At 59.5% G+C, this 14911-nt stretch carries 13 protein-coding genes; 2 read left to right on the forward strand and 11 right to left on the reverse strand.

Annotation, left to right across the window (positions count from 1 at the left end; translation table 11 throughout):
• Positions 1-109: 109 nt before the first annotated feature.
• The 7 genes from ispG to AC1Z36_RS15675 all read right to left on the reverse strand — a co-directional run bounded on the left by ispG (position 110) and on the right by AC1Z36_RS15675 (position 6752).
• Positions 110-1276 carry a flavodoxin-dependent (E)-4-hydroxy-3-methylbut-2-enyl-diphosphate synthase gene (gene ispG, locus AC1Z36_RS15645; protein ID WP_105657267.1) on the reverse strand — a complete coding sequence of 389 codons (1167 nt, stop codon included), beginning with the start codon at positions 1274-1276 and terminating at the stop codon, positions 110-112.
• 139 nt (positions 1277-1415) lie between these two features.
• Positions 1416-1970, reverse strand: a complete 555-nt coding sequence (locus tag AC1Z36_RS15650) for an NAD(P)H-dependent oxidoreductase (RefSeq protein WP_105657266.1) — start codon at positions 1968-1970, stop codon at positions 1416-1418.
• Positions 1971-2091: 121 nt separating this feature from the next.
• Entirely contained in the window at positions 2092-2514 is a 423-nt protein-coding gene (arfB, locus tag AC1Z36_RS15655) for an alternative ribosome rescue aminoacyl-tRNA hydrolase ArfB (protein WP_483561976.1), read from the reverse strand.
• A 114-nt stretch (positions 2515-2628) separates the two neighbouring features.
• On the reverse strand, positions 2629-2928 hold the full coding sequence (locus AC1Z36_RS15660; RefSeq protein WP_105657265.1) for a YciI family protein: 300 nt from the start codon (positions 2926-2928) through the stop codon (positions 2629-2631).
• Positions 2929-2951: 23 nt separating this feature from the next.
• Positions 2952-4301 (reverse strand): M50 family metallopeptidase, encoded by a 1350-nt coding sequence (locus AC1Z36_RS15665; RefSeq protein WP_483561454.1) that lies wholly within the window; start codon positions 4299-4301, stop codon positions 2952-2954.
• Positions 4298-5521 carry a 1-deoxy-D-xylulose-5-phosphate reductoisomerase gene (gene dxr, locus AC1Z36_RS15670; protein ID WP_105661821.1) on the reverse strand — a complete coding sequence of 408 codons (1224 nt, stop codon included), beginning with the start codon at positions 5519-5521 and terminating at the stop codon, positions 4298-4300. The genes AC1Z36_RS15665 and dxr overlap by 4 nt, the downstream gene beginning before the upstream one ends.
• A 76-nt stretch (positions 5522-5597) precedes the next feature.
• Positions 5598-6752: an acyl-CoA dehydrogenase family protein gene (locus AC1Z36_RS15675; protein ID WP_105657262.1), complete on the reverse strand. Its 1155-nt coding sequence runs from the start codon at positions 6750-6752 to the stop codon at positions 5598-5600.
• Positions 6753-6989: 237 nt separating this feature from the next.
• Between AC1Z36_RS15675 and AC1Z36_RS15680 the strand changes: the two genes are divergently transcribed.
• Together AC1Z36_RS15680 and AC1Z36_RS15685 are read left to right on the forward strand one after the other, a co-directional pair.
• Positions 6990-7610 (forward strand): TetR/AcrR family transcriptional regulator, encoded by a 621-nt coding sequence (locus tag AC1Z36_RS15680; protein ID WP_105657261.1) that lies wholly within the window; start codon positions 6990-6992, stop codon positions 7608-7610.
• A 69-nt stretch (positions 7611-7679) separates the two neighbouring features.
• Positions 7680-8141, forward strand: coding sequence for a GNAT family N-acetyltransferase (locus AC1Z36_RS15685; protein WP_105657260.1), 462 nt, complete (start codon positions 7680-7682; stop codon positions 8139-8141).
• 445 nt (positions 8142-8586) lie between these two features.
• Here AC1Z36_RS15685 and AC1Z36_RS15690 read toward each other — a convergent pair whose 3' ends face one another.
• From AC1Z36_RS15690 to AC1Z36_RS15705, 4 genes are all read right to left on the reverse strand, one after another.
• Positions 8587-10284 carry an ABC transporter ATP-binding protein gene (locus tag AC1Z36_RS15690; RefSeq protein WP_332486603.1) on the reverse strand — a complete coding sequence of 566 codons (1698 nt, stop codon included), beginning with the start codon at positions 10282-10284 and terminating at the stop codon, positions 8587-8589.
• Positions 10281-11351 (reverse strand): ABC transporter permease, encoded by a 1071-nt coding sequence (locus tag AC1Z36_RS15695; RefSeq protein ID WP_105657258.1) that lies wholly within the window; start codon positions 11349-11351, stop codon positions 10281-10283. Before AC1Z36_RS15695 ends, AC1Z36_RS15690 begins: the two co-directional genes overlap by 4 nt.
• Before the next feature lie 51 nt (positions 11352-11402).
• The gene (locus AC1Z36_RS15700; protein WP_105657257.1) at positions 11403-12920 is read right to left on the reverse strand and encodes an ABC transporter permease; all 1518 of its coding nucleotides are present in this window, start codon (positions 12918-12920) and stop codon (positions 11403-11405) included.
• A 141-nt stretch (positions 12921-13061) separates the two neighbouring features.
• Complete coding sequence (locus AC1Z36_RS15705) at positions 13062-14870, reverse strand: ABC transporter family substrate-binding protein (protein WP_332498227.1); 1809 nt, start codon at positions 14868-14870, stop codon at positions 13062-13064.
• Between the last annotated feature and the right edge of the window lie 41 nt (positions 14871-14911).

Below are 14911 nucleotides of genomic sequence, written 5' to 3' on the forward strand. Positions count from 1 at the left end.
ACGGGTGAATATATTGGCGACGGGGTCGCGATCGAGCAGCTCAATGAGGGCTGTCGTATCACGACGGCCCAAGATGCGCGGCTCTCCCTCGACGCTCCGGCGGCTAGTTCTAGCTGACGGAGACCATGGGAGAACCCGAGGAAGGATTCTCGTCATTGTCCAGTCCCATTTCTGCTGCCAAACGGTTGGCTTCTTCAATCAAAGTCTCAACAATTTGATCTTCCGGGACGGTCTTGATGACTTCGCCCTTAACGAAGATCTGCCCCTTGCCATTGCCGGAGGCAACGCCGAGGTCAGCGTCGCGGGCTTCGCCCGGTCCGTTGACAACGCAGCCCATTACTGCCACGCGCAATGGAGCCTTCATGCCTTCGAGCCCAGCGGTAACCTGCTCGGCCAAGGTGTAAACATCCACCTGGGCACGACCGCAGGACGGGCAAGAAACGATGTCCAGCTTGCGGGGGCGCAGGTTCAGCGATTCCAGAATCTGGTTGCCGACCTTCACCTCTTCTACCGGTGGAGCGGACAGCGATACGCGAATGGTGTCGCCAATGCCCTTGGAGAGCAGTGCACCGAAAGCGGTGGCGGACTTGATGGTGCCCTGGAATGCTGGACCGGCTTCGGTCACGCCCAGGTGCAGTGGCCAGTCCCCGCGTTCGGCCAGCATCTCGTAGGCACGGACCATGATCACAGGGTCGTTGTGCTTTACCGAGATCTTGAAGTCATGGAATCCATGCTCTTCAAACAGGGAAGCTTCCCAAACAGCTGATTCAACCAGCGCTTCAGGGGTGGCCTTGCCGTACTTCTGCAGCAAGCGGCGATCCAGCGAGCCAGCATTGACGCCGATGCGAATGGAGGTGCCGTGGTCCTTGGCGGCCTGCGCGATTTCCTTGACCTGGTCATCGAACTGGCGGATATTGCCGGGGTTCACGCGCACCGCGCCACAGCCTGCTTCGATGGCAGCGTAGACGTACTTTGGCTGGAAGTGGATATCGGCGATCACCGGGATCTGCGACTTCATCGCAATGATCTTCAGCGCTTCCGCATCCTTATCCGTTGGGCAGGCCACACGCACGATGTCGCAGCCGGCAGCGGTCAGCTCGGCAATCTGCTGCAAGGTGGCGTTGATGTCGTGGGTCTTGGTGGTAGTCATCGACTGAACCGAAATCGGCGAGTCGGAGCCGACACCTACGGATCCAACCTGGAACTGGCGAGTCTTGCGACGTGGTGCGAGTACCGGCGGTGGGCCTGCCGGCATGCCTAGGCTGACCGAAGTCAATGGACGCCTCCGAATAGATTGTGGGTATTTCTCTAGTCCAAGTATGTCACCGTATCGCGGTGAGCGGGTACTCATGCGAGAAAGGCCACGGTTACCGTGGCCTTTCTTGCACTATTGAGCTTCCGGGGATCGTGAAAACCTAGTTGGCTTCGGCGATTTCCTTGATGCTGCTCAGCACGCCAGAGACCTGCTCGACAACTTCAGCGTCATCCTTCGGGTGCAGTTCAGCGAAGCGTACTACCGAGTTAGGGATAGCCAGCTTGACGTTTTCCAGCACGTTGGCGCCGGCGATGTTCAGTGCCTTGCGCGCTTCGTCCTGCGCCCAGACGCCACCGTACTGTCCGAAAGCGGTGCCAACGACCACGGTTGGCATGTCCTTGAGCGCACCGGCACCGAAGGGGCGGGACAGCCAGTCAATGGCGTTCTTCAGGACAGCTGGCATGGTGCCGTTGTACTCAGGAGTGACCAGCATCAGCGCATCGGCGTCACCCGCTGCGTCGCGCAGGGCCTGGGCGGCGGCAGGAACGCCACCTTCCACGTCGTGGTCCTCGTTGTAGAAAGGAATGTTCTCCAAGCCGCTGAACACGGAAACTTCCATGCCTTCAGGTGCGTTGTGCGAAGTGGCTTCGGCCAGCTGCTGGTTGGTCGAACCGTTGCGCAGGGAACCGACGAGGGTGAGGACCTTGGTGGTCATAGGGTGTTCTCCTAAAGGCAAAATAATAGAAAGCTGACGCTTCACCTACTTTCAACCGTTTCCCCACCCCAACCATTCCGTGCAGCAAAGTGACATGAAGCACAGTAGCTGATCGCTGAGATCAGTCCATCCCTGGTTTGCGGCGAAGTTGCTTGGTGGCTGAGCGAGTAGCTTTGGCACTCAGCCCGCGCCGGTGAGAACCGCGGGTAGGTTTCGTTGCCTTGCGTGCCGGTGCATCCGGCGCCAGCGCTTTTTCCACGATGCGCCCCAACTTCTCTTGGGCGAGCTGGCGGTTGCGCCATTGCGATCGCTCTTCGGAAGCAGTCACGACGATGGCCCCGGCCACCAAGCGAGGTCCGAGCTTCGCCAGCAAGCGCTGACGCTGCCAGTCGGACAAGGCCCGCGAAGCGCCAATTACCCAGGTGAGTTCCACCCGTGAGTCCGAGGTATTCACATGCTGCCCGCCGGGGCCCGAGGAACGGGAGAAATGCCAGTTCAGCTCGGCTGCAGGGATCGCCAGCGTTGACGTGATCTGCACATCCATGATGTTTTCCACTTCCTCTCCCCTACCAGTCTGCGCCATCCGAGCTGTTTAATGCAGGCAGCCTCCGCTGTTCTCGGAAAAGAACAGCGGAGGCTGGTGCAAGGTACCTATCGTCTAGGACGCGAAATCCTCCAGCAGGCCAATTACCGGGTTCCATTCGGTGACGGTGGCCGCGCCGATTCCGCCAACCTTCTGGAAAGGATCATTGGAAAGCACTTCGTCCAGCGCAGCTTGCGATTCTGCCGCGAAGATCAACAGCGCGCCGTCGTTGACCGGGGTCGGCCCCGAAGCAAGAAGGCGTACCGCACCTTCGCCGAGGAAGCCGCAAAGGTACTGGCGGTGTGCTGGACGGTGTTCATTGCGCAGCTCGGTGGAGTTCTCGGCGTACGCGTATTCAACAGCAAAAACAGTCATGCCTACAGCATATTTCTCCCTGCTTAGAACAGCTGTATCGGCTTGAAGATATCCGCATATATTAAGAGCCCGCCCATGACCAGCATCGCTACCACCACGACATAAGTCAGCGGCAAAAGCTTGACCGTGTCCACAGGCCGTACCTTCTTGATCCTGAAGATCCTGGCAACTGTGCGCTTCAGCCCCTCATACAGCGCGCCCACCACGTGGCCGCCATCCAGCGGCAGCAGCGGGATCAGGTTGAAGGCGAACAGGGCCAAGTTCAAACCGCCCACCAATGACAGCAAGGTTGCGAATTTGTCAGCTACCGAGATGGAATCCTCCGCGCTGATCTCTCCGGCAATGCGCCCAACGCCCACGATGGACACCGGCCCATTCGGGTCGCGTTCCTCGCTGCCAAAAGCAGCTTGGGCGACATCCACCATGCGCTGGGGCAGGTGCAGGATGACATCGCCAATTCTCAGCAACTGATCCCCGATCACGCCGGGAACCGCGCTCAGCGGCTGGGTCAGGTCCCGCTGCAAGGAGCCCATCCCGACGAAACCGACCTTGGTCATGATGTATTCGCCCTGCTCATCGAGCAGCACGTAGCCATTTTCGTCGGTCGCCGGGCGTTCGGTCAGGTACGGAGTCAGCTCGGTGGTGCGAATCTGCCCGTCGCGGGCATAGTCCAGGGTGATGGCTTCTCCTGGATGATCGCGGATGACATCGGTGAGCTTATTCCATTCAGCTTCCGCAACAGCGGTGCCGTTTACGGCGGTGATCGTGTCCCCTGGCAGGAGGCCTGCCTCGTAAGCCGGCGCTGGGACATCCTTGTCGGTGCATTCGGCCTGCTCTGCGTTCTGTGCGCTGGCAATGCACTGGTACACCTCGGAGACTGTGGTGGTTGGCGTAGCCTGGCCGAAGCTGGTCAGCACGATGCCGATCGCCACGAACCCGATGACCAGGTTCATGATTGGGCCACCGAGCATGATGATGACGCGCTTGTAGATCGGCAGCTGGTAGAACAGCCGGCCTTCATCGCTGGGCAGCACGTTCTCGTTGGCCTGCGAGCGTGCGTCATCCACCATCTGTCCGAAGACCTTCTGGAAGAGATTCGGCTTCTTCCCGGAAGCATCCGAGACGACCTGGTCGCGTGGCGGGTACATGCCCACCATCGAGATGTAGCCGCCCAGGGGCAGGGCCTTGATGCCGTATTGCGTTTCGCCACGCTTGAAGGAAACCAGCGTTTTGCCGAAACCGATCATGTACTGCGGAACGCGCAGCTTGAACAGTTTCGCGGGTACCAGGTGCCCGATTTCATGCAGCGCAATGGACAGCCCGACGGCTACCACCATGAATAGGACGCCGCCGATGAACAGCAATGCACTCATGCTTTGGCCTCGATGATCTTCGTTGCATGGGCGCGGGCCCAGCGGTCTGTTTCCAGCACTGTTTCGACCGATAGCGCTGCGCTCATCGGGGTGTACTCGTCCAAGGCCCGTTCCACGGTCTCAACGATGTCGGTGAAGCGGATCTTTCCATCATGGAAGGCATCCACTGCAATTTCGTTGGCGGCGTTATAGACAGCCATATGCGTTCCCGACGACGCTGCGGCCTGCTTGGCAAGCTTTACAGCGCTGAAGACCTCCTCATCCAGTGGTTCGAAGGTCCAGCTTGCTGCGGTGGAGAAATCGCAAGCCTTCGCGGCACCGGCAACCCGATGCGGCCAATTAATGCCCAAAGCGATCGGCAGGCGCATATCCGGCGGCGATGCCTGGGCGATCACCGAACCGTCGATGAACTCCACCATCGAGTGAATGATTGACTGGCGATGCACCACAGGCTCGATCTTTTCCAGTGGCACGTCGAACAGCAGGTGGGCTTCGATGACTTCCAAAGCCTTGTTGACCATGGTGGCCGAGTTGGTGGTGACCATGCGCCCCATGTCCCAGGTTGGATGAGCCAGCGCCTGGGCGGGGGTGACATCACGCAGCTGCTCATGGCTGTAGCCGAAGAATGGACCGCCAGAGGCAGTCACCAGCAGCTTGGCCACTTCCTCGGGCGCGCCGGAGCGCAGGGCCTGGGCGAGGGCGGAGTGCTCGGAATCAACGGGCGAGATCTGGCCTGGTGCCGCGATCCGCTTGACTACCTGGCCTCCGATGATCAGGGATTCCTTATTGGCCAGTGCCAGCAGGTGGCCGGCTTCCAAGGCAGCAATGGTCGGGGCTAGGCCAATGGCACCGGTGATGCCATTGAGCACCACGTCGGCCTCGGCGAAAGCGGCAACCTCGGTTGCCGCATGCGCGCCGGCCACCAGCTCGGGAGTGTATCCGGTTACCGATGCATCTTCTGCGGCTCGCTTAATGGCCGCGGCAAGCTCCTCCTTGGATTCCACGGCGCTGCCAACGAGCGCAGGGCGGTGCTTAATTGCCTGGCGAGCCAGTAATTCAAGGTTGTACCCACCGGACAGCGCTGCCACGGAGAATTGTCCGGATGCGTTTTCGATGACGTCCAGTCCCTGCGTGCCGATGGAACCGGTGGAACCGATCAGGCTGACGCGACGGGGATGTCCGGCTGGAATGAAAGTTTTTTGGGAGCTCACCCTACCCATTATGGTTCGTTTTACTGTGAGCGCCCAAAGAGCGCCACACCCCAAAATCAGGATGCAGCGCCCCCTCTGGCAAGAATCAGAGACCTAAGCTGCGGGCAATGAGCATCTGCTGGACCTGCGTGGTTCCTTCGCCGATTTCCAGGATCTTCGAATCGCGGTAGTGCCGTGCAACCAATGATTCATTCATGAATCCGTAGCCGCCAAAGATCTGGGTAGCATCACGGGCGTTATCCATCGCCGCTTCGCTGGCAATCAGCTTGGCATGCGCGGCTTCGATCTTGAAGTCCTTGCCGGCGAGCATCTTCGCCGCCGCCGCGTAGTAGGCCAGACGGGCCGTGTGGGCGCGCGAAGCCATGCGAGCGATCATGAAGGAGATGCCTTGGTACTGGCCGATGGCCTGACCGAAGGAAGTCCGGGTCTTGGCATACTTCACCGCCTCGTCGAGGCAACCCTGGGCGGCTCCGGTGGCCAACGCCGCGATGGCGATACGTCCCTCATCGAGAATTTCCAAGAAGTAGGCGTATCCGCGTCCGCGCTCGCCAAGCAGGTTCTCCTCCGGAACTCGCACACTGCTGAAGCTCAGCGGATGGGTGTCACTGGCACGCCAACCCACCTTGTCGTAGGCCTTCTCCGCGGTGAATCCTTCGGTTCCCGTCGGCACGATGATTGCCGAGATTTCCTTCTTGCCGGTTGCTTCGTCGACACCGGTGACAGCGGTGGCCGTGACGAGGGAAGTGATGTCGGTACCGGAGTTGGTTATGAATTCTTTGGCGCCATCGATAACCCATTCGCCATTTTCCAGTTTCGCTTTGGTCAAGGAAGCTGAGGCGTCGGAGCCTGCACCGGGTTCGGTCAGGCCAAAACCGGCCAAGCGTTCGCCGGCGGCCAGGGCTGGCAGCCACTTCTGCTTCTGGCCCTCGCTGCCAAAGCGGTAGATCGGCATCGCGCCCAGGGAGACGCCGGCTTCGAGAGTGATGGCTACCGACTGGTCTACCTTGCCCAGTTCTTCGAGCGCCAGCGCGAGGTGGAAGTAGTCGCCGCCGGAACCGCCGTATTCTTCGGAGACTGGCAGCCCGAAGAGACCCATCTGCCCCATTTGCTTGACGATGTCATAGGGGAACGCATGGTTGGCATCGTTCTGCGCGCTCTGCGGGGCTACGACTTCCTGGGCGAATTCGCGGACCATGTCGACCAGGTCTTGATACTGGTCGTCGAGTTCGAGATCAATCATCAGGCTCTCTCTTCGTTGAGGGACGAACCGGCATCGGCTGCGGGATGTGCATAAACCGGTGGCGGTCATGTTCTGCGCCAGGTGCGTGAGTTTCTTGGAAGCACACGCCGCGACGCGTATGGTTAATATTTATTAACTGGTTGCTGCCTACGGGTGGGTAAACAGCTACATTTTTGACATTAGTGGCAGCGGTCACACTTGTCCAGACCGAGGCTTGGCAAACGTAAGGAGTTGATTGTGTTGGCGAGCAAATACCAGTCGCTCAATGAACCAACAGAGCGTGAGCGCGCCAAAGCTGAACGACGAGAAGCACTCTTGCGCGAAGCCACTCGACTGTTTGCCTTGAATGGCTACGCGGGTGTTTCGCTGGAGGATCTGGGCGCTGCCTGCGGCATATCCGGTCCGGCCGTGTACCGGCATTTCGCCGGCAAGCAGGCAGTGCTTATCGCTCTGCTAGTAGATATGTCCAAAGATATCTATGCCGGGGGCTGCACGGCCACGGAAGCCGGCGGCACTCCCCTGGAGGTGCTTTCGCGTCTGGTTGATTTCCACACTGACTTCTCGCTGTCCCGCCCGGACATTTTGCAGGTCCAGGACCGTGATTTGAAATCGCTCCCGAAGGCCGAACTGGCATTAGTCCGCAAACTCCAGAACTCCTATATCGGGCTTTGGACTACGGAACTGGCCAAATTGCATCCCACCGGAAGCAAGCAGTCGCACAGATTCCGCGCGCACGCCGTCTTCGGCTTGCTGAACTCGACTGCTCATTCCGCCCACTCGCCGAGGACTAAAAAGTCCGGCCTGAAGCCGTTATTGTCCAACATGGCACTCGCCGCACTCACTTCCCCGGTAGTGTAGGTTTCAAGCCATTGTTCACTGGTGTGCCAATACCGGCACGCTGACCCACACGATTGAAAGGCCTTTATCGTGCAGCTACGAGAAGTCCGCCCTTCCGACTTGGACGCATTCTTCGCTCATCAGCAAGAACCTGAGGCGAACCTCATGGCCGCTTATCAAGCGCGTAACCCAGCCGACCGCGCGGTATTCGACCACCACTGGAACTCGATTCTGAACGATCCGAATGTTCTGGTTCGCACCATCGAGCATGAGGGCGAAGTCGTTGGATCCATTCTGGTCTTCGACGGCGAAGTACCAGAGATCAATTTCTGGACTTCGACCAAGTACTGGGGCAAGGGACTGACCACCAGCGCGGTAGACACCTTCCTCGCCGAATACACCAAGCGCCCATTGACCGCGCATGTGGTCCAGGACAATCTAGGTTCCATCAAGGTCCTGGAACGCCGAGGGTTCAAGACCGTTGGCACCGAGCAGATCTTCTCCAACGCCCGCGCAGAGGTCGTTACCGAAAACGTCATGCAGCTGGACTAGATTCCAAAAGATAGGCAAAAGCTGGCTCTCGGCAGAGAGCCAGCTTTTGCCTATTAACGGGCCTCTACCGCCGAGGTTCCCTTGGTCCTTTCCTGGATCAGCATCGTCCCGCGCCCGGCGCAAAGCCCCAGGCAGGCGTCTGCGGGTTCCGTCCGAGCTGGTTTTCTGCTGCACGATCCGTGCAAGAACGCCAGTGCGGGTCATCCTGTGATTCCTGCAGCGATGAGTGTTGAGCCCGAGGCATTCCCTCTCGTTCAGCTGGTCCAAGTTCCGCCGCCCAGCACCTGCTCGTAGGCCCGCAAGTACTTGTATCGCTTTCCCGGACCGAGGCCGGATCCGGGGAATCGGCTTTCGCCATGTCCAGCTCTCCCGGGCAGACGGAAGGGGCCCGCTTCCAGTGAAAGATCTGGAAACGAGCCCCCTTATTCGTCGTTCAGCTCAGTATCTACTTCGTGCTGTTCAGCAAGCGCCAAGCCTCACGGCGTACTGCCTGCTCATGCGGATCCGGCACCGGAGCCGCGGCCAACAGGCGTTTGGTGTAGTCGTGCGTTGGGGCATGCAGCACGGTATCCACCATGCCCTGCTCAACCGCCCTGCCTGACTGCATCACTACGACCGCATCAGCCAGCATGTCAACGACAGCCAGATCATGGCTGACAAAGAGGCACGCGAAGTTGAAGTCCCGTTGCAGGTCCTGCAGCATTTCCAATACGACTGCCTGAACCGAAACATCCAAAGCACTAGTTGGCTCATCGGCAATCAGCAGCTCGGGGTTCAAAGTCAACGCGCGAGCAATGCAAACACGTTGACGCTGGCCGCCTGAGAGCTCGTGGGGGTATCGGTTGATCACGTTGCGCGGCAGCTTCACCGCATCGAGCAGTTCTTCAGCACGCTTGATGCGCCCTGCTTTGCTGCCAACCTTGTGAACCACCATTGGTTCGGTGATGCAATCGCCAATAGGGAAACGCGGGTTCAAGGATGCTGCCGGGTCCTGGAAGATGACGCCGATTTTCTTGCGAACCGCGCGGGCTTCCTTCGGGGAAAGTTTCGGCAGATCATGGCCCTGGACCGACAAGCTGCCGCTAGCCACAGGCAACAAGCCGAGCACCGCCTTGGCGATGGTGGATTTGCCAGAGCCGGACTCGCCCACAATGCCTAGGACTTCGCCCTTGGCAATATCGAAGCTCACCTCTTCCACGGCGCGGAAGATCTTTCCCCGCATGTCGTATTCCAGCACGAGGTCCTTGGCTTCCAGCACCAGCTCGCGTCCTGGAGGCGCAGTTTCGGAGCTGTGCGGGGGCGTCGCAGTAGTAACAGCCGGAGCAGACAAGCGCGGTACCGCGGCCAGCAGGCGCTGGGTGTATGGATGTTCCGGGCGCAGCAGAACTTGCTCCACGGTGCCGGTCTCGACGAGGTTGCCCTGGAACATCACGGCCACTTCATCGGCCATATCCGCGACAACACCCATGTTGTGGGTGATCAGCAAGATGCCGGTATTCAGTCGATCCTTCAGCTCGCGCAGCAGATCGAGAATTTCTGCCTGCACCGTTACATCCAGTGCGGTGGTTGGCTCATCGGCGATGATCACCTTGGGATCGCAGGATATCGCCATGGCAATGACGATACGCTGGCGCTGGCCGCCGGAAAACTGGTGCGGGTACTGCTTGACGCGCTTGGCGGGATCCGGGATGCCCACCATGTCCAGCAGCTCGATGGCCCGGTCGGTTGCTTCCTTGCCATAGGCGATGTCGTGCAGTTCCAGCGCTTCAGTCAACTGCCGCTCAATGGTCAGCACCGGGTTCAGCGCAGTCATGGGCTCCTGGAAGACCATCGCGATGTCGGTGGCACGCATCTTGCGCAGCTTGCCTTCGTCCAGGCCAACCACGTTGACGTTGCCGACCTTGGCGGCACCTGAGACATTGGCGTTTTCCGGCAGCAGGCCCATCGCCGCAGTTGAGGTGACGGACTTGCCGGAACCGGACTCGCCAACCAGCGCCACGACCTGCCCGGGGCGGACGGTCAAGGACAAGCCCTTGACTGCGTGGACGTCTGCACCACCGGTGGCAAAGACGACGTTGAGGTCGGTGAAGCTCAGCGCGTAGCCGTCTGAGCCTTGTTCGTTCATTGGTGCTGCGTGGCTCATGGCTTCTCCTTGCGGGTTGGAAGGGCGAACAGGCCGGCGCGGCGGCGGCGCTTCTTTCCGATTTGGCGCGGGTCGAACGCATCGCGCAAGCCGTCACCCAAGAAGTTCACCGACAGGGCGATGGTAACGATGATCATGCCTGGCCACCAGAACAAATACGGGCGGGTGGTGAAGGCGTTCTGGTACTGGCTGATCAGCAGGCCCAGCGAGGATTCTGGAGCCTTCACGCCGAAGCCCAGGTAGGACAGCGAGGACTCCAGCAGGATCGCGCCAGCGATCGCGAAGGTTGCGTTCACGATGATCACGCCCATGGTGTTGGGGATCAGGTGCTTGAAGATCACGCGGCTGGTCTTCGAACCCATGGCCTGGGCGGCAGCAACGTATTCGCGTTCGCGCAGCGAAAGGATTTCACCGCGCACCAGTCGGGCCAAGCCGGTCCAGGTCACCAGGCCGAGCACGAGGGCCAGGATGATGATGGAACCGGTGGATGCACCAGCCATCTTGCCCAGAACAGCGGCCAGGACCAGCAATGGGATCACGATGAACAGGTCAGTGATGCGCATCAGGATTTCGTCGACCCATCCGCGGAAGTAGCCGGCAACAGCACCGATGACGGTTCCCAGGACAGTGGCGACCAAGCCAACCACAACGCCGATAATGATGGACTTCTGCGTGCCGTTCATGACCAGGGCGAAGTAGTCCTTGCCGACCGAGTCCTGCCCGAAGGGGTGCTCGCCGATGCGGATGCCTTCGCCGCCGAGCCAGGCGGGGACCAGGCTCAAGGTCGGTTTGCCGCCATCCACAACGGCACCAGCGTGGTAGAAGTTCTGTCCCCACCAGCCGGGGATCGGTCCCCAGCCAATGGAGCTGAAAGCGAAAACGGTGATGACGACCAGGATCACCGCGGAAATCATCGCCGGCTTGTGGCTGACGAAGCGCTCGAGAACAATGCGTCCCTGGCTCTTCGGCTTTTCGTGGATTTGGGCCAGCTTGGCGTCTTCCACCTCGGCCACGGAATTCAGGTTCTGCGGCTCGTTCTCGTTCAAGTTCTTGTTCGGGGTGCTCATCGCTGGTCCTTAGGGTTGCAGGCATGAAGGATGTTCATTGGTCCATGCCTCCTAGACTCGGATTCGTGGGTCAAGCAGGGCGTAAACGATATCCGCCAGCAAGTTGAAGATGATTGCGGCGGTACCGGTAACCAGGAAGAACGCCATCACAGGTGCCGGGTCGACATGATCCAGGCCGGTTGCGAACATTTCGCCCATGCCCTTCCAGCCGAAGACGCGCTCGGTAATCACGGCACCGCCGATCAGGCCGGCGAAGTCGAAGGCTGCAATGGTGGCGATGGGGATCATCGCGTTGCGGAACGCGTGCCGGAAAATCACGGTGCGTTCGCTCAATCCCTTGGAACGGGCGGTGCGAATGTAGTCCTGGCGCTGCACTTCGAGCATGGAAGAACGCGTGTAGCGCGAATAGCTAGCCAAAGAAATCACTGCAAGCAGGATGGTCGGCATCAGCAACTGGGTGCCGTTATCCAGGAAGTGATCCCAGAAACCGCCTTCGAGGTTAGCAGTGGACGACCCGATGGTCGCGATGGGGCGACCCTTGACATCCAGGAAACCAGGCCAAGCGCGGAACATGTGATCGACAACGGTCAATCCTGCACCGACAACACCGGTGGCTACGGAGACGGACATCGCTGCTTTGCGCAAGCGGCCGCCCATGAAGCGCCCGACTACTGCCGGAATCGCTACCGCGAGGACCAATCCGAACAAGAGGATCCATGCGTTTGGTTCCAGCAGCATGTAGAAGGTCGCGTAGTACATGGCCAAGACCAGCACGACGGTAATCAGCGCCGGGTACAGCACGCGCTTTTCATTCAGGCCAACGCTCATGGCAGTGGCGCTCAAGGCCACGAGTGCCGTCAGCACGATGATGATTGCGGGGCCCATTTGCGGGTAGCGGTAGAAATTCAGCCAAATGCTGTACTGCAGCACCAGCGGGACGAAAACAGCGGCAGCTATGAAGGTGATGCCACGGCGCTTCAAGGAGCCCCCGAGGAACATCTGCAGGACGAGTCCGACGACGATGCCTATGGCTATGGATGACCCCAGGGATATCTGCGGATCCGCCAGCCAGTCGTTGTAGCTGATCGCCAGGTACTCCTTGAGCAGCACAGCTGCCCAGAAGACGGGAAGCGAGAAGAAGAGGAAGGTCATGAAGGTAACGATGTAATCCAGGCCGGAGTACTGGCGGATTGCAGTCAAAACGCCAATGGCGATACCCAGAACCGCGGCGATCACCGTAGCGAGCACTACCAGCCGCAAGGTGGACGATGCGGCATTGGCCAGCAAGCCGGAGACCTCTACGCCGTTGATATTCTGTCCCAGGTCGCATTGGCCAATCAGGCATTTGCTGGCGCCGGTCAGCCAGTCCCAGTAGCGTCCGTACCAGGGTGCATCCAGGTTCATGTATTCCACACGCTGGGCCATCAAGTACTCGCGGTTATCCGCGTTGCTTTCGCGGAGGTCCTTGAGCGGGTCACCTGAATTGATTACCAGTACGTAGAGCAAGAGCGATGCGGCGAACAGCACGGCAAGTGCTGAGCCTAGTCTCTTGGCGATAAATTTCCACACGGTTCTAATGTCCTACTTTCATCTCACGGAAGTGAGCCGGCCCTTGAGGTTGGGGACCTTTGAACACACTGCGGGGCCCGATTTTTGATCGGGCCCCACATGTGCTCACTCACATTGTGCAAGTACGTTGCCTAGGGGCAATTACTCAGCACGTACCCACTGCTCGGCGTTCCAGACGATCTGGTCCTGCGTTGCGGTGTGACGGACATTTTGGATATCCGAACCCGAGGCGCTCAAGCCTGGGTGGGCGAATACCGGGATGCCGAACAGGTCATCCCACAACAGCTTCTCGATCTTCTTGGTCTGCTCGGCATGGACAGCCGGGTCCAGCGAGCTTGCCAGGGTCGCCCATGCTGCATCGACTTCAGCGTTCGAGTACTGGCCGAAGTTCTGCGGCTTGCCGGTGGCGTAGATGTTCTGGCCGGAACTGATCTGGCCGGAACCTGCCCAAGCGAACAGTGCTACTTCGTAGTCGCCACGGTCTTGCGCACCGTTTGGCGAGAAGAAGTCAGCCGAACCGGTGTCCTCGATCTTGAAGCCCGCTTCATCGCAGGAGGACTTGATGGCCGAGACCTGGTTGGCGCGGCGTTCATTAGGTGCCGAGTAGCCGATGCGTACTTCGGTACCCACAGCGTCCTGCTCTTCGAGGATCTTCTTGGCGCCTTCGATATCAACCTGGTCGTAGCGGCCGTCGTAGGATGCGTCCACTATTTCCTGGTAGTTATCCTGGAACGGGAAGACTTCGCGGGAGTTCATCACGATGGCGTCAGGGTTCAGCGGCTTGATCAGGTTGTCAACAATCTGCTGACGTGGAACACACATGGCAAAGGCCTTGCGCAGTTCCAGATTGGTCATTTCGTTGCCCTTGGCGAAGTTGAAGTCAAGGTGCTCCCAGGTCAGGGTGTCGCCCTTCTGGATTGCTACAGCGTCGCCAAGATTCTCCAGCTGCGCGAGCGTATCAACGGTGGGCTGCGGGTTAATGACGTCAACGTCTTTATTCTGCAATGCCTGGACCATGCTTGCGTCTTCAAGGAAGCGGAAGGTCAGTTCCTTGGTTGCAGGCGCGGGGCCATAGTAGTTCTCGTTGGCAACCAGGGTTACGGACTCTCCAGCTTTCCAGCTACCCAGCTTGTAGGGGCCGGATACAGGCGAGATCTTCTCATCGGGCAGCTTGCCCGGGTCAGTCATCCAGCCTTCGTTCCAGAAATCGGCAGCCTTCTTCAGCTTGTCGGATTCCCCAGCGAGAATGGCTTTGACGAGCTCTTCGGTGCTCATGCCCGACTCTTCGGCCACCACATGTGCTGGGTGGAGCATCCAGGACTGGAGGGCCCAGTCCGGATCAGGCTCGGCGAATTCAACAGTGAATTCCTTGCCATCCCAGTCGCCCTGCGGACCAGCTGGAACAGTGTCGCCGAGATCAACAGAGACCGAGTTGAACAGCGGCTTGTCCTTGGCACCTTCGTTGAGGTTCAGGTTCTGCACTGCCCATGCCAGCACGGAGTCGGCCACGGTGATCGGCGTGCCATCGGACCATTTGGCTTCTTCGTTGATGGTGTACTTGATGGTGAGCGGATCGTCGCTCACCTTCTCATAGCTGCCCAAGGCCTCGTTGGGGTACAGCGTGCCGTCAGTACCGAAGTAGCTGAACCCAGCGAACATCCGGTCCACGATGGCCGAGTTGTAGGTGGAATAGGTGTTCGGAGTAAAGCCGTTGTAGCTCAGGAATTCCGGGGCACCTACGGTGACGTTGATATTGTCCTCGGCAGTCTTGATATCACCCAGATCGGCTTTGCCGCTGTTTGCTGCTTCTGCCGAACCGTTGCCGCCACCTGCGCCAGCATCCTTTGATGCATCGGCGCCTGTGTCTCCGCCGCCTGGTGCACAAGCCGAAAGGGCCAGGGCCAGTGCTGCGCCTACAGCTACTGCTTTCGAAACGCGCTGAAACCGCATTTCGCCTCCTTGAGTTCTTGAACGATACGAGTGCTGGATCG

It is taken from the genome of Glutamicibacter sp. BS14, from assembly GCF_056934375.1.

What these genes read in the sequence shown, in the direction of transcription:
- AC1Z36_RS15650 (WP_105657266.1), bottom strand. Translation starts at nt 1,970, where the DNA reads ATGACCACCAAGGTCCTCACCCTCGTCGGTTCCCTGCGCAACGGTTCG.
- arfB (WP_483561976.1), bottom strand. Translation starts at nt 2,514, where the DNA reads ATGGATGTGCAGATCACGTCAACGCTGGCGATCCCTGCAGCCGAGCTG.
- AC1Z36_RS15660 (WP_105657265.1), bottom strand. Translation starts at nt 2,928, where the DNA reads ATGACTGTTTTTGCTGTTGAATACGCGTACGCCGAGAACTCCACCGAG.
- AC1Z36_RS15665 (WP_483561454.1), bottom strand. Translation starts at nt 4,301, where the DNA reads ATGAGTGCATTGCTGTTCATCGGCGGCGTCCTATTCATGGTGGTAGCC.
- dxr (WP_105661821.1), bottom strand. Translation starts at nt 5,521, where the DNA reads ATGGGTAGGGTGAGCTCCCAAAAAACTTTCATTCCAGCCGGACATCCC.
- AC1Z36_RS15675 (WP_105657262.1), bottom strand. Translation starts at nt 6,752, where the DNA reads ATGATTGATCTCGAACTCGACGACCAGTATCAAGACCTGGTCGACATG.
- AC1Z36_RS15690 (WP_332486603.1), bottom strand. Translation starts at nt 10,284, where the DNA reads ATGAGCCACGCAGCACCAATGAACGAACAAGGCTCAGACGGCTACGCG.
- AC1Z36_RS15695 (WP_105657258.1), bottom strand. Translation starts at nt 11,351, where the DNA reads ATGAGCACCCCGAACAAGAACTTGAACGAGAACGAGCCGCAGAACCTG.
- AC1Z36_RS15705 (WP_332498227.1), bottom strand. Translation starts at nt 14,870, where the DNA reads ATGCGGTTTCAGCGCGTTTCGAAAGCAGTAGCTGTAGGCGCAGCACTG.